Here is a 14,179-nt window from a genome sequence, read left to right as displayed (position 1 = left end):
CTGTCGCCGCTGGTGGGAGGTTACGGGGCACTCCTTGCCACACAACAGACCCTAGGATTAAGCCACTTGGGCGAGATGCTGGTCCCGCCCGGCGGCCGCTTACGGGTGCTCGACGGGGTCTTCGGCGTCACCGGGCCCGGCCGGCGACGGCACGTGGGCACCGCGGCGCTGCGGGCGATGCGCCGGGAGGCGCCGGACCCGGCCGCCGCCCGGCTGCTGGAGCGGCTGGCCGCGATCCGGCACGCGGACCCGGCCGCCCTGCGCCGGGTCCTGCTCTACCAGCTCACCCACCTGCTCCATGACCGTCCCCAGGGACATCTGCCGGCCACCGCCGCCGGATTCGGGGTGGACCCGGCCGAGACCGTCGCCCTGGTCCACGCGGCCGCCGGGCGGGCCCGGCAGGACGAGGGCCAGCGAACCGCCGCCGGGGCCCTGCCGGACGACGTGCTGGAGCACCGGATCCGCTGCGCCGCCCGCCGGGCCGCCCTCCTGCCGCCGCCGGGCGGGGACCGGCCGCTGGCCGGCCTCCTCGCCGGACTGGCCGCCCGGGCGGCCGCCGCCGACACCGCGCTCGCGGTGGCCGGGCGGGCCGAGGAGCAGGGGGATCCGGAGCGGGCCCGCGTCCACTACGAGGAGGCGGCGGCGCTGGCGGGCGACTGCCCGCGCGCGGTGCGCGGGCTGGTCCGCACCCACCGGCCGGACCCCGGGGACCCCGGCCCGCTGGAGTCCCTACTCGTCCCCGGCGGCATCGAACTGCGTTGGCCGCCCGGGGACTTCGGGGACACCCACTGGCGGGTGGTGCGGCTCACCCGCGGTGAGCCGGCCCGGGCCTCCCCCAGTTCGTCCTCGCGGCCCGGGGGGACGGCGGCCGCAACCCCCAGCGCCCGGGCTGCCCGGCCGCCGGAACGGCCGTGTGCCGGGTGACCGGGGCCGAACTCGCGGCCGCGGTCACCGGGACGGGTACGGGCACGGTGGAGCGGCCGATCGACACCGCGGCCGCGCCCGGCCGCCCGTACGCCCTGCGCGGTCTTCTCCTCGGCGGCGCCGCCGCCTCCGTCCGGCTCGAAGAGCCTCCCCTCCTCTCCCTGGTGGTCCGCTGACATGACCTCCGTCGTCTGCCCCTACTGCTTCGACCGGTCCCCGGCGGCCCGGCTGCCGTACCGCTGCCGGATGTCCGCCACGGGGGTGCGCGGCGCCCGGCCCTGCCCGGCCGAACTCGACACCATATGGGCCGACTTCACGGAACCGAGCGTGCCTCCGGCGCTGAAGATGCGCGGGCCCGTCTTCACCGCCGCGCGCGGCCCCGGCCGACGCCTCGCGCCGAACGGGGGCGGATCGCGCGCGGACTGCCCCGCCCGCGGCGGATCCGCCCCCGTCCGGGTGCGCCTGCGCTGCCACAGCGACTTCCCGAGCGACTACTGCGACCAGGACACCCGGATCACCGCCCTGCTCGGCCCCAAGGCCTCCGGCAAGAGCACCTGCGTCTCGGTGCTCCTGGGCGAACTGCGGGGCAGGGCGGGCCGGGCGTACGGGGCATCGGTGACCGCGATGGGCGGCGAGACCCGGCGCCGGGACCGCGAGCTGGCCGAGGACCTCTACGACCGGCTGCGGCTGCCGGAAGCCACCGGACCGGCCGCCCTCGGCTTCGACGACCCGCTGCAGATGCGGGCGGTGCGCGACCGGCTGCCGTCGGACGACGGGCCGCCGCTGCCCTCGCACGCTCCGGCCGACGCCCCGAAGTCGGGTCCGCGGCCGCTGCGCGTGGAGGATCCGCTGCTGTGGCTGCCGGGGCTGGGCGGGCTGCTGCCGCGCACCGGTGGCTCCGCCGGCACGGGCAGCCGTACCGGCTCGGAGGGGAACTCATGAATCTCGCCCAACTGCACTACACCTCGGCCCCTCCCGGTCCGGACGGCTCCGGTTTCCGGTTCACCGCCGTCAGCCCCGGGGTGCCGCCCGCCCTGCTGCGCGAGGCGGAGCAGCTGATCGGCTACGAACCGCCCCGGGAGGCGCCGCCGTGCCCGGGTCCGCAGGAGCTGGCCGCCTTCCCCCAGGCGCTCAGCCTGAACGTGCTGGCCGACGGCAGCCGGCTGCTGGCGCGTTCGGTGTACACGGGCGCCGACTACAGCGGCCGCTGGGGCAACTTCCACGCCCACGCGGTGCACCTGCCGCAGCCCGCCGGCTCCGGCCCGGCCGTCGGCGAGCTGCCGATCACCGCCTGGGGTTCGCCGCAGTGGGCCGCCGCCACCCCGGCGGGCGGTGCTCCCGCACTGGCGGCCGTGCCGGCGCCGGGCCGTCTCGACGTGGCGGCGCTGGCCTCCTTCGTCGCCGCCCGCGGGCCCTGGCTGGCCGCCTTCTTCGCCGACGTGCGCCGGCTCGGCGAGGACCCGGACGCCCCGCAGATCGTGCTCGTGGAGTCGGACAGCGAGGCGGTGGCCCGCTGGATCATGCTCGCGTGCAGTGTGCTGCCGCACCAGCGGGGGCAGTGGCTCACCTTCACCACGTACACCCGGCGGCCGCAGCTGGCCCGGCAGCAGATCATCGGCGTGATGCCCGAGGGCGGGCTCGGCCTCGCCGGGCAGGAGCACCGCTACCGGGTGTACGACGCCATGCGCTCAGCCACTCCCGCCCCCGCCCCCGCAGCCGGGGCGCCGGACGCGTGGGCCGACACCGCCGCACGGGTCTGGCAGGCGCAGCGCCAGGATCTGGTCGCCGAGGTACGGCGGCTGGCCGCCGGACCCTACGACGCGGGCCCGCTGGCCGCGCTCGCCCTGGCCGCGGGCATTCCCCTGACCTCCCCCGGCCGGACGGCGGCCGCCGACTGGGCCGCGGGGCACCGGGACGCCCTGGACGACGTACGGCTGCACGCGCTCGCCCTGGCGCTGGGCCGCCCGGCCGGGGACCGGGACCGGGCGGAGGCCGAGGCGGCCGGGCGGCTGCTCGCGGCCCTGGACGGCTGGGCCCCGCCCGCGGTGTGCGAGCCGCTGGTGGCCCTGACCCTGACCGAGGCGGTACGCACCGGCGAGCCGCCCGCGGACCTGCCCACCGCCGGCGCCCTGGGCGCGGCCGTCCGCGGCCGGCTCGCCGCGAGGCTGGAACCGGACCTGCGGACGGCGCTCCGCGGTCCCGCGGACGAACCGGCACATGCCGCCGGGCTGTTGCGGGTGGCCTCGGTGCTCGGGGTGGACGTGAGCGACCTGCTGCCGGATGTGGCCCGGCAGTTGGCACTCGCACTGCTCGCCGATCCGGAGCGGGCGTACGGGGCGGGGGTACGGGCCGCGCTGAGCGAACTGCCCGGGCTGCGGGCCCTCGTACTGGACCGGCTGGACGCCCTCGCCGCCGGCGATCCGACGGCGGGGCGGCGGTTGTTCGACGGAACCGGGCTGCGGCTGACCGCGGCCGACGCCCGGCCGCACCTGCGGATGTGCGCCGGGGCTCCGGTCGTGGCCGCGGCCGGCCCGGACCGGGTCGGCGCGCTGAACGCCCTGCTGGCACAGTCGGGCGTCTCGCTGTACGCGGAGCCGTTGGTCCTGCGGACCGCGATGCGGCTGGTGTGGGACGGGGAGCCGCCCGGGGCGGGCGAGGCGGCCCTGGTGCTCGCCGCGACCGGCGCGCAGGTCCACCGGGATTCCGGGACCTGGGAGCTGCTCGTGCGGGCGGCGGTGCGGGCCCCTGCCGGGGACGTGGACGCGGCCGAGCTGGCGCCGGAGGTGCTCGGGGAGTTCCAGGAGGAGATCCCGGCCCGGCTGCGGCCGTCGCTGCTGCTGCTGGAGCTGGCCCGGAACCTGCGGGCGGGCCCGGCGGGCGGGGGCTGGGTCCGCCGGGCGCTGGACCTGCGGTCGCTGGATCCCGAACCGGGCCCGCGCGAGAGCGCGTACGCGGCGCTCTGCGCGCGGCTGCTGGCCGGGGACCGGCCGGACAGCGAGCTGCGGGCGCTGATCGAGAGCAACGACGCGGAGCTGCTGGGCGCCTACCGGCTCGCGGCGCGCCGGCCCGGGGTCCTCGACCGGCTGCGGCTGGATCCGGGCTATGTCGCCGACTGCTTCACGGCGTGGTCCTCCCAGCCACAGGCCGGAGCGGTCTGGCAGGAGACGCGCACGGACCTCCTCGACGGGGTGCTGCGGCCGGTCGTACGGGGGCTGGCGGCGGCGGAGCTGGCCGCGGTGGAGCAGGCGCTGGCGCGCCTCGGCGGGCGCTGGGCGGACGAGTTCCGCGGCTGGCAGCGGCCGGGGGCCTTCGGCCGCCTGCGCGAACGCTTCGCGGGGCGCCGCTCCGGCTCGGCCGCCGCGGGCCGCACCCCGGCCCCCGGCCCCGCCGACGTCCCGCCCGGACCGGGCGGAGCTGACGGTCCGGGCCGGACTGTCGGCGGACCGGGTCGGACAGCGGGCGGACCCGACTGGTGGTCCGCCGGGCCGGACACCGCGCGTGGGCGCGGTACCGGCGGGGAGGGAGCCTGACATGGTGGATCCGGAGCTGATCGCGCGGATCCTCGGCACCCACGGTCGTCGTCGGGATCGCCGTGTGCCTCGGGTACGGGCTGTGGCGGTTCCTCGCGCTGGCCCTCTCCGCCGCCCGGGCGGCGTTCCGCGCGGACCCGCCGGGCGGCACCGACCGGCGGATCGTCCCGTACACCGGTCCCGAACCGGCCCGGCCCGCGTACCGGGCGGGACAGATGTGGCGGGACGCCGGCTTCGCCGGACGGGACGCCGCGCTGACCGTCCGGTACCTGCTGACCCGGCACTGGCTGGGCGAGGTGGTGCGCCGCCTGCTGCGCGGACGCAACGGCTGGAAACTTCGGCGGCGGGCGGCGCGCGGGCCGTCGTACGGGCGAGGTGAGCCGGCCCGGCCCGGCAGGGGTGCGGATACTCAGACGGCCCGTGCGGGCGGCGGGGCCCGACTGAGCATCCGTACTCAGGCTCCGGGCGCCCCCGGCTTGTCATCGTGGGGGCATGTTCATCGAGCCGTGTGATCCGCTGCCGCGCGCCGGGATAACCGCCGTCGGCAGCCTGCTGCCCGAGGAGGTGCTGTCCTCGGACGCCCTCCAGCGGGAGGTGGCGCGCCGCAGTGGCCTGGCGCTGCCGCCGAGGCTGCTGACGCAGGCCACCGGGATCGTCTCCCGCCGTGTCGCGGGCGAGGGCGTGTACGCCTCCACCCTCGCGGTGGGCGCCGCCCGCCGGGCGCTGGCCTCCGCCTCGCTCTCCCCCCTCGACATCGACCTGCTGCTCTTCGCGTCCGCCTCCCGCGACCTGGTCGAGCCGGCCACCGCGCACATCGTGCAGGCGGAGCTGGGCTCGCGGGCCCACGCCCTGGACGTCACCAACGCCTGCAACAGCTTCGTCAACGGCATCGACCTCGCCCGCTCCATGATCCTCGCCGGGCGGGCGCGGCGGGCCCTGGTGGTCACCGGTGAGACGCCGAGCCGGGCGGTGCGCAGGGACCCGGCCGATCTCGTGGAGCTGCGCGACGGTTTCGCCGGGTACACCTTCGGCGACGCGGGGGCCGCGGTCGTCGTGGAGGCCGTGGAGCGCGGCGGGATCCTCGACGTGGACTGCGAGACCCATTCGGAGCACTGGGAGGTCGGGGGCATCCCGGGCGGCGGGTCACGGCACCCGCGCGGGGACGAGTACACCTACTTCCGCGGCGACGGGCACGAACTGCGGGGCGTCTTCGAGAAGGTGGGCACGGCCGTCATCGACCGGACGCTGCACCGCACGGGGACGGACTGGGACGGCTTCGCCAAGGTGCTGGTGCACCAGGTGACGGTGCCGTACCTGGAGCGGTTCGCGGAGCTGACGGGGGTGCCCGCCGGGAAGCTGGTGGTGACGGTGCCCGAGCTCGGCAATGTCGCGAGTGCGAGCATCGGGCTCCAGCTGGACCGGGTCTTCGGGGAACTGGAGCCGGGAGAAAGGGTGTTGTTCGTGGGACTCGGGGGCGGCATCAGCATCATGACGATGGTCTGGGAGAAGTCGTGACGGCCGCGGGGGCTCGGATGTGGGTGGTCGTGCCCGCGTACGAGGAGGAGGCCCGGCTGGCGGACACCCTGCGGGCGCTCGCCGCGCAGCGGGACCGGGACTTCACCCTGCTGGTGGTGGACAACGCCTCGACGGACGGTACGGGGACGGTCGCCCGCGCGTTCGCGGCCGGCGCGCCGTTCCCGGTGGAGGTGATCGAGGAGCCGCAGAAGGGGGTCGGCTCCGCCGTGGACACCGGATTCCGGTACGCGATCGGCCGGGGCGCGGCCCTGCTCGCCCGTACGGACGCCGACTGTCTGCCCCGGCCCGGCTGGACCGGGGCCGCGCGCGGCGCGCTCACCCGCAGCCCCGGGCTGGTGTGCGGGCGCGTCGTGGCCCGCCGCGACGAGCACGGGCCGCTGGGCCGGGCCGGGTTCGGCGCGCTGGTGTCCCTCGCGGCGCTCTTCGGCCGGCTGCGGCCCGAGCACGCCCGCCGGCGCGGCTACCGGGCGCCGTACCGCATGCACGCCGGGAACAACATGGCCATCACCGCCGAGCTGTACCTGGCCGTCGGCGGAATGCCCCGGCGGCCCTCGCCGACCGACCGGCTCTTCCTCAACGCCGTACGCCGCCACACCGACCGGATCACGCACTGCCGGGCGATGGTCGTGGAGAACTCGACGCGGCGCCTGCGGGCCTACGGGCTCGCCGGCACCGCCCGCTGGTACCTCGACCAGGGCAGCGGCACCCACGGAACGGACGACCCCCGCTGATGCTGGACCGCCTCGACCACGCGCTGCGCAGCCGCCCCGAGCGGCCCGCCGTACTGACCGCCACCCGTACCGGCGCGCCCCGGGTACGCGCCACCCGCGGCGAACTCGCCGAGCTGGCCGACGCGTTCGCCGCGGCCCTGCACGCCCGCGGGCTGCGCGCCGGGGACACCGTCGGCGTCGCCGTACGCCCGGGGCCGCGCGCCCTCGCCGTGCTGCTCGCGCTGTGGCGGCTCGGGCTGCGCGGGGCCGTACTGGACCCGGGCGCCGGGCCCGACGTGCTGCGCGCCCGTCTGGCCCTGGCCCGGCCCTCGCTGGTGCTGGCCGACGCGGCCGCGCAGGCGGTGGCGGGCTGGGCCCGGCCGCTGGCCCGCCGGGCCCGCCTCGCGCTGCCGGACCTGGCCGAGCTGGGGCCGGTGGCCACGGTCGGGCCCCGGCTGCCGGGCTGCGCGCCCGCGCTGGACCTGGGCGCGCCGCGCGCCGGGGTGCCCGCGCCCGGCGGTGACCTGGACGGGGATGCCGACGCGGTGATCGTGTTCACCTCCGGGACCACCTCCCGGCCGCGTGCCGTCGTCCACACCCGGGCGAGCCTGGCCGCCGGAATGGCCACCGTCGCCGGCCTCTTCGACGCGCGCGGGGACCGGCCGGTGCTCGGCGGCACCTTCTTCGTCCTCGTGCCCGCGCTGACGCGCGGCGCCGCTGTGGCCCTCCCGGCGGGCAACGCCCGTGTACTGGCACGGCAATTGCACCGGCTGCGGCCCCAGGACACCTATCTGACCCCGCCCCGGCTGCGGGACGCGCTGGGCGCGCGGGCCCGCTTCCACGGCCGGGTGTGGACGGGCTCGGCCCCGGCCGGCGCCGGGCTGCTGGAACGCGTACGCGCGGCGGGCGCGGCCGAGGCCTGGGGCGTGTACGCGCTCACCGAGCTGTTCCCGGCCGCCGCGGTGGAGTCGCGGGAGAAGTCGGCCTTCGAGGAGGCCGGGGACCTGGTGGGTGCGCCGCTGCCCGGCGTGCTCGCCAAGCCGGACGAGACCGGGCAGCTGCTGCTGTCCGGCCCCGCGGCCCGCCACCGCTACCTCGGGGAGGAGCCCGATCCGTGGGTGCGCACGGGCGACCGGGCCCGGCTGGACGGCGCCGGCCGCATCGTCCTGGAGGGCAGGAGCAAGGACATGGTGCTGCGCCGGGCGGAGAACATCTATCCCGGGCTGTACGAGCCCGCCCTGCACGTGCCGGGGGTGGAGCTGGCCGTGCTCGTCGGGATACCGGCGGGCGAGGGCGACGAACGGCTCGTCGCCGTCGTCCAGCCGCAGCGCGGCGCCGACGAACAGGCCGTGCGCGCCGCCCTGTCGGAGCCGGTCGCGCGGATGGGCACGGCCCGGCCGGACGCGGTGCTCCTCGCCCGGATCCCGCTGTCCGGGCGTTCGCGCAAACCGGACCGGGCGGCGACGGCCGCGCTGGCGGCGCGCCGGACGGAGGTGCCGGGCCGATGACCACCGTGTCCCACGCACGGGCCCGGCGGCGGGACCGCCGGGTCTACCTGCGCAGCCATCCCGTGCTGTTCGGGCTGCTCGCCGTCACCCGCGGGCGTCCGGTGCGCCGGCTCGGCCGGACCCTGCTGGTGCACGGCCCGGACGCCTACCGGGAGGCCCTGACGCGGCTGCCGCTCGACCGGACGGCGGCCGGTACGACGGGCGCGGCGGCGCGCGCCGCGCTGCAGGGCGGCGGGGGCGTGCTGTTCGACCAGGAGGGCGGCGGGCACCGGGCGGACCGGCGCGGCCTCGCGGGCGGACTGGGCGCGGCCGGGGTGGAGGAACTCCGGGCGGGCTGGCAGCCGTTGCTCGTACGCCGTCTCGCGCCGCTGGAGCGGGGCGGGGAGGTGGACCTCGTCGGCCTCGCGCGGGAACTGTCCGGTGCGGTGGTGTGCGCGCTGTCGGGCTCGGGCGCCGCTCCCCTGGCCGTCGCGGAGGCCGCCGCCGAGGCCGCGGCCGCCTCCGTACGGAGCCATCTGCCGGGGCCGCGGCGCCCGCGCGCCGAGGCCGCCGCGGCCCGCGCGACCGAGCGGCTCCGGCTGCTGCTGGGCTCCGCCGACGAGGTCCTGCCGGCGATGGTGGCCGTGGCCGCCGTCAACACCACCGTGGCCGCGCTGCCCCGGGCGGTGGCCTGGTGCGCCGACGCGGGACTGTGGGAGCAGGCGGCGGACGAGGAGCTGCGGCCCGCGCTCGCCGATGAGCTGCTGCGGGTCACCGCGGCCTCACCGCTGCTCCCCCGGGTGGCCGCGGCGGACGGGGCCGTGGGCGGCTGCCCGGTGCGGGGCGGGGACCGGCTGCTGCTGGTCGCCCGGCACGCGGCCGGTGCGCACCGGCGCGACCCGGACGCCCTGCGGCCCGCCGGGCCGGCCGTGGACCGGCTGGTGTTCGGCGCCGGACCGCACGCGTGCCCCGGGGCCCGGCTGGCCCGGGTCCAGCTGGCCGATGTGCTGGGCGCCCTGGCCCCGTACCGGCCGGTGGTGACGCGGGCCCGGGTGGACAGGGGGGCGGCGCTGCCCGGCTGGCGCGCACTGACCGTACGGGCGCGCTCCACCGGGGCCGGATCGTGATCGCGGTCACGGGAGCCAGCGGCTTCTGCGGCGGGCACGTCGCACGCGCCGCCGCGGCGGACGGGGCCGAGGTGGTGTGTCTGGGCCGCAGGCCCGGCCCGGTGGGCACGCACCGGTTCTGGGACGCCACCCGGGAGCTGCCGGACCTGACGGGCGTGGACCTGGTGGTGCACTGCGCGGCCGCCGTCGGCGATCCGGCGCCCGGCTCGCGGGCCGCGGCGCTGATGCGCGCGGTCAACGTGGACGGCACGGAGCGGCTGTTCGCGGCGGCCGGCGGCCGGCCGGTGGTCTGGGTGAGCAGTGCCAGCGTCTACGATCCGCGGCGGGACCGCGGCCTGGTCGGCGAGGAGCATCCGCGGGCCGGGCAGTTGAACGCCTACGGGCGGACGAAGGCGGAGGGCGAGGCCCTGGCTCTCGCCGCCGGGGCGGTGGTGCTGCGCCCGCGGGCCGTCTACGGACCCGGCGACACCACACTGCTGCCCCGGCTGCTCTCCCGGGTCCGGGCGGGCACCCTGCTGCTGCCCGGCCCGGACGTACGGCTCAGCCTCACCGCGGTCGAGAACCTGACGCGGGCCTGCCTGACGGCGGCCGACTGGGCACCGGGCGCGTACAACATCGCCGACGGGGAGCCGTACGGCCGCGACGCGGCGGTCCGCGCGGTCCTGCGCGCCCACGGCGTCCGGGCCCGGATCCGGCACCTCCCGCTGCCGGTGGCCGCCGCGGCGGCCCGGATCGCGGAGGCCGTGGCTTCGGCCGGCGCCGCCGAGCCGGCCCTCAGCCGCTACGCGGTGGACCAGCTGGCGCACCCGGTGGTCCTGGACCTCACCCGGGCCCGGTCCCAGGGCTGGGTGCCGCACCGGAACCTGGCGGACCACCTGGCGTCGGTGACCGGGGGCCGGTCCGGGTTCAGCGGCTGACGGCGGCCGGGGCCGCCTGCGCCCTGGCGATCAGCAGGTCGAGCAGCGAGAGCAGGGACGCGCGGACGTCCGTACGGGAACGCGCGTCGAGCATGAGGACGGGCGTGTTCGGATCGCGCAGGTGCAGCGCGGCTCCGATCTCCTCGGCGGTGTAGGGCTGTTCGCCGTCGAAGCAGTTCGCGCCGACGACGAAGGGCAGCCCGCGGCTCTCGAAGAAGTCCACGGCGGGGAAGCTGCGGTCGAGGCGCCGGGTGTCGACGAGCACGATCGCCCCGAGCGCCCCGTTCAGCAGGTCGTCCCACATGAACCAGAAGCGTTCCTGGCCGGGCGTACCGAACAGGTAGAGGACGACGCCGGCGTCGGTGAGGGTGATCCGGCCGAAGTCCATGGCCACGGTGGTCACGGACTTGGACTCGATGCCGTCGAGGTCGTCGACGCCGATCCCCGCGGCCGTCAGCCGTTCCTCCGTGCGCAGTGGTTCGATCTCGGAGATCGTCTCCACCAGGGTCGTCTTCCCGACGCCGAACCCACCGGCGACGAGGATCTTGACCGGGGCCGGTTCCTGAGGGGCGGTCGTGTCATATCCGGGCAAGGCTGTCCCTGATTCTCATGAGCAGGTGGACGTCGGTGGTCTCGGTGGCCGCCAGGGGCGACCGGTGGTGGATCAGCCCGCGGTCGGCGAGTTCCCCGAGGAGCAGCATCATCGGGGTGAGGCGGATGTGCATCCGCGCCGCTATCTCGGCGACCGCCCGCCCGCCGGGCGGCGCGCACATGGCGAGGATCTCCTGCCACTCGGTGGGCAGGCCGCCGTCCGTGTCGCCGCCGTCCGCCGCCGTGATCGTCGTGTCCATGGTGAGGACGGTCTGCGGAGCGGCCGTACGCCCGTCGGTCAGGGCGTACAGCCGCGTCCGGCGGCGGCGTGCGGGTGGTGGCTGCGGCTGTGGTGGTGGCTCGTCCTGCGCCATTACGCGGACGGCTGGCCGCGCTCGGGGGTGCCCAGCCACTCGCCGAGCGCCTGGGCGGTCCGCACGGCCTCGCCGCCCAGCTCCCCGAGCCGCGCCTTGCGGGAGGTCACCACGATGAGGGTGCTGCCCTCGCCGCATCCGACGATGCAGAGGTACCGGTCGTCCATCTCGACCAGCTGGCGGATGACGCGACCGCCGTCGACGTCCCGGGATATCGCCTTCATGGTGGACGCGATGCCGGAGGCCGCGGCCGCCATGCGCTCGGCCTGGGGCTCGTCCAGCAGGTAGGCGCTGAGCTTGATGCCGTCGTTGGACAGGAGCACGGCTCCCTGGATGCCGGCGATCCTGCTCAGGTTGTTGTCGAGGACGCTGTAGATCGCGTCGTTGGATGCCGCGGTGTTCGATGAGGTGGTCATGGCTGTTCCCGTCGGAGCTCTTCTTCCACTGTCTGGGTCCCCTGTTCGTAGTCCGCCCAGGCATCGGCCACCTCTTCGGGTGTCGCGGTGTCGGGCCGGACTGTCGTTTCCGGCGCGCGGGGCTCGCGCAACTGCTCGGCGATGTGGGTCTGCGGGACGCGCTCCGGGAGGGCCGGGCGGGCCGCCGTTGCGGGTACGCGGACGAGTGCGGCCGCGGGTGCGGCCAGGGCCGCGGGGGCCTTCGTACGGCGGCTGGGCAGTCCGGCGCTCGTGTGCACGACCGGCTCGGGCTCGGGCGGGACCGTCGGCACGAGGGCGGCGTCGGCTGCGGCTGTGGCTGTGGCTGTGGCTGCGGCCGGGGCCGGGGCCGGGAGCAACTCCAGGGCCGGGGGCGGAGCCTGCAGCTCGCGCCTGGGCCTCGGCTCGGACGCGCGCGGCGCCTGCCCCTCGTCGGTGGCCACCAGCAGCTGCTGCGGCAGGATCACCACCGCCGAAGTGCCCCCGTACACCGAGCGGCGCAGGGTGACCGTCGCCCCGAGCTGGTCGGCGAGGTGCCCGACCACGAAGAGCCCGAGCCGGTGCGCGTTCTGTGCCAGGACGGAGTACGGCGGGGCCTCGTGCAGGCGCCCGTTCATCTCCTCGTAGCGCTCCGGGCTCACCCGTGGTCCGCGGTCCTCGACCTCGACCGACAGGCCGTCCGTGACCAGTTCGGCGCGGATGACCACCTTCGACCGCGGCGGGGAGAAGCGGGTGGCGTTGTCCAGCAGCTCCGCGAGCAGGTGGCTGATCTGGCTGATCGCGCTCGGTTCCACGCTGGTCTCGTCCAGCGCCTGCCGCTCGATGCGCCGGAAGTCCTCGACCTCCGAAGCCGCTTCGCGCAGCAGGTCGGCGACGCGCATGGGGTCGGTGTGCGGGTCGGGGACCTCGCCGCCCGCCAGGATGAGGAGGTTCTCGATCTGCCGGCGCATGCCGACCGTCAGCTGGTCGGCGCGCATCAGCTCGGCGAGCAGCGCCTCGTCGTGGCCGAAGGTGTCCTGGAGGTCCTCGGTGAGGCTCAGCTGGCGGCTGACCAGGTTTCCGGTCCGCGAGGCGATGCCCGAGGCGAACAGACCGAATCCGTGGCGCTCGGCGGCGAGCTGCCGGTGGCCCTCGACGGACACGGCGACGGCGCGGGCGAAGGCGTCGCTGATGCGTCCGACCTCGTCCCGGTCCCCGCTGACCGCCGGCAGGGCCCCGGGGTCCACGGTCTGTCCGCGCTGGAGCCGGGCGACGACGTCGGGGAGGGTCTCCTCGGCCACGGTCACCGTGCGGACGTGCAGGTTGTGCAGACGGCGGAGCACCGACCGGGTGGTGAACACGACCACGACCACGACGGCCAGCAGCCCGCCGCCGCTGCCGGCGATCAGCCAGGCGACCTCGGTCTGCAGCTCGTCGGCCTTGGCCTCGCCGCGGGTGAGCACCGAGCGCGCCAGGTCGATGTTGAGCGTGGTCATCTGCACGGAGAAGTTGGCGTGCGCCGACTGCCAGCCGCGGATCTCGGCGGGCAGCCGGATGCCCGAGACGATGTCCTTGTGCCCGGAGAGGACCGCGCTCTCGATGCGCGTCTTCGTCTGCCAGTCGTGGGAGCCGACGACCCGGTCGTAGAACCGCTGGTCCCTGGCCGTCAGGTGCGGGACGATCAACGCCTCGTGCAGGTACCGCTGGGCGCCCAGGGCGCTGACGAACTGGTCGTAGCCGGCGAAGCTCAGGTCTCCGGACGGCCCGGCCAGGGCCAGGACGGTGTCCTCGCGCGCCACCATCTCGGTGGCCTGGAGCATCGCGACCACGGGCCGGCTCGCCTGGGCGAGTTCGGCGTCCTCTGCGTGGCTGAATTCCTGCTGGTACACCTGGATGACCTTGCCGATCACCCCGGAGTAGTAGGACAGGGCGCTGTCGGCGGTGCCGCTGCGGGTGTCCGCGCGCTGGCGGTACTCGGCCAGCTTGTCGAGCGGCCGGGTCACCTCCCCGAAGGACCTCGCGGGATCGTCGGCCAGCCGGCGGAACTCGGCGGCGGCCAGGTCCGTGGCCTCGCGCCGGGCGCGCAGTTCACCGTCGGCCCCGGCGGCGCCCGCCCACTGGGCGGCGGTCGCCGTCCGCTCGGCCTGCATGTCGACCATGAGGGTGTAGAGCGGGGCGCCGATCTTCTCGGCGGCGGCCACGTCGGCCCGGAGCTGCTCCGACTGGGCCAGCAACCGCTGCGCGGTCAACGTCACTTGGGTGCCCATCGCGACGGTGGGGACCACCGCCAGCAGGATGAGCAGGGTGCGCAGGCGCACGGTACGCCGCCGACGGGTCGTCGACTGCCGTCGTATGCCTTCGGGTTCTGTGGGAGACATCGGTCCTCGCGAGCGGGGGACGGCGGGAGGGCGATCATAACCAGACATGGCGAAGAATCGGATAGATGTCTTCCGTGGCCGAAGCGTGCTAGTTGCCGCGAATCATCGCAGGCCAGAGATCGGATCGGAATCGAACCGCGATGAACTCGACACCATGGCGGCCCCGGCCGGTTCGGGCGCCCGGTCGGGCGC

The 14,179-nt window shown here is 76.6% G+C and carries 14 protein-coding genes; 10 read left to right on the top strand and 4 right to left on the bottom strand.

All coding sequences use genetic code 11. The features are described 5' to 3' along the window. Positions 1-66: 66 nt before the first annotated feature. From OG444_RS29410 to OG444_RS29365, 10 genes are all read left to right on the top strand, one after another. Positions 67-924 carry a hypothetical protein gene (locus OG444_RS29410; protein ID WP_327265014.1) on the top strand — a complete coding sequence of 286 codons (858 nt, stop codon included), beginning with the start codon at positions 67-69 and terminating at the stop codon, positions 922-924. After that, positions 921-1,100 carry a hypothetical protein gene (locus OG444_RS29405; protein ID WP_327265013.1) on the top strand — a complete coding sequence of 60 codons (180 nt, stop codon included), beginning with the start codon at positions 921-923 and terminating at the stop codon, positions 1,098-1,100. Before OG444_RS29410 ends, OG444_RS29405 begins: the two co-directional genes overlap by 4 nt. Position 1,101: 1 nt before the next feature. Then, positions 1,102-1,866, top strand: a complete 765-nt coding sequence (locus OG444_RS29400) for a hypothetical protein (protein ID WP_327265012.1) — start codon at positions 1,102-1,104, stop codon at positions 1,864-1,866. Then, positions 1,863-4,454: a GTPase-associated protein 1-related protein gene (locus OG444_RS29395; protein ID WP_327265011.1), complete on the top strand. Its 2,592-nt coding sequence runs from the start codon at positions 1,863-1,865 to the stop codon at positions 4,452-4,454. The genes OG444_RS29400 and OG444_RS29395 overlap by 4 nt, the downstream gene beginning before the upstream one ends. Positions 4,455-4,516: 62 nt before the next feature. Continuing rightward, complete coding sequence (locus tag OG444_RS29390) at positions 4,517-4,966, top strand: hypothetical protein (protein WP_327265010.1); 450 nt, start codon at positions 4,517-4,519, stop codon at positions 4,964-4,966. Beyond that, positions 4,947-5,969, top strand: coding sequence for a 3-oxoacyl-ACP synthase III family protein (locus OG444_RS29385; RefSeq protein ID WP_327265009.1), 1,023 nt, complete (start codon positions 4,947-4,949; stop codon positions 5,967-5,969). Before OG444_RS29390 ends, OG444_RS29385 begins: the two co-directional genes overlap by 20 nt. Continuing rightward, positions 5,966-6,721 carry a glycosyltransferase family 2 protein gene (locus OG444_RS29380; RefSeq protein ID WP_327265008.1) on the top strand — a complete coding sequence of 252 codons (756 nt, stop codon included), beginning with the start codon at positions 5,966-5,968 and terminating at the stop codon, positions 6,719-6,721. The genes OG444_RS29385 and OG444_RS29380 overlap by 4 nt, the downstream gene beginning before the upstream one ends. Further along, positions 6,721-8,208 carry a class I adenylate-forming enzyme family protein gene (locus OG444_RS29375; protein WP_327265007.1) on the top strand — a complete coding sequence of 496 codons (1,488 nt, stop codon included), beginning with the start codon at positions 6,721-6,723 and terminating at the stop codon, positions 8,206-8,208. The genes OG444_RS29380 and OG444_RS29375 overlap by 1 nt, the downstream gene beginning before the upstream one ends. After that, positions 8,205-9,314 carry a cytochrome P450 gene (locus tag OG444_RS29370; RefSeq protein WP_327265006.1) on the top strand — a complete coding sequence of 370 codons (1,110 nt, stop codon included), beginning with the start codon at positions 8,205-8,207 and terminating at the stop codon, positions 9,312-9,314. Before OG444_RS29375 ends, OG444_RS29370 begins: the two co-directional genes overlap by 4 nt. Next, positions 9,311-10,231 (top strand): NAD-dependent epimerase/dehydratase family protein, encoded by a 921-nt coding sequence (locus OG444_RS29365; RefSeq protein WP_327265005.1) that lies wholly within the window; start codon positions 9,311-9,313, stop codon positions 10,229-10,231. Before OG444_RS29370 ends, OG444_RS29365 begins: the two co-directional genes overlap by 4 nt. Here OG444_RS29365 and OG444_RS29360 read toward each other — a convergent pair. From OG444_RS29360 to OG444_RS29345, 4 genes are read right to left on the bottom strand one after another with little or no spacing between them, the layout of a single operon-like run. After that, a complete protein-coding gene (locus tag OG444_RS29360) occupies positions 10,221-10,823 on the bottom strand; it encodes a GTP-binding protein (RefSeq protein ID WP_327265004.1) in 603 nt (200 codons plus the stop codon). The two genes, OG444_RS29365 and OG444_RS29360, sit on opposite strands and share 11 nt — an antisense overlap. After that, positions 10,810-11,196, bottom strand: coding sequence for a DUF742 domain-containing protein (locus OG444_RS29355; RefSeq protein WP_327265003.1), 387 nt, complete (start codon positions 11,194-11,196; stop codon positions 10,810-10,812). Before OG444_RS29355 ends, OG444_RS29360 begins: the two co-directional genes overlap by 14 nt. After that, on the bottom strand, positions 11,196-11,612 hold the full coding sequence (locus tag OG444_RS29350; protein ID WP_327265002.1) for a roadblock/LC7 domain-containing protein: 417 nt from the start codon (positions 11,610-11,612) through the stop codon (positions 11,196-11,198). Before OG444_RS29350 ends, OG444_RS29355 begins: the two co-directional genes overlap by 1 nt. Further along, positions 11,609-13,987, bottom strand: a complete 2,379-nt coding sequence (locus OG444_RS29345; RefSeq protein WP_327265001.1) for a sensor histidine kinase — start codon at positions 13,985-13,987, stop codon at positions 11,609-11,611. Before OG444_RS29345 ends, OG444_RS29350 begins: the two co-directional genes overlap by 4 nt. Positions 13,988-14,179: the final 192 nt, after the last annotated feature.

It is taken from the genome of Streptomyces sp. NBC_01232, from assembly GCF_035989885.1.
Classification (GTDB): Bacteria; Actinomycetota; Actinomycetes; order Streptomycetales; family Streptomycetaceae; genus Streptomyces.
This window is presented reverse-complemented; position numbering and strand designations above follow the sequence as displayed.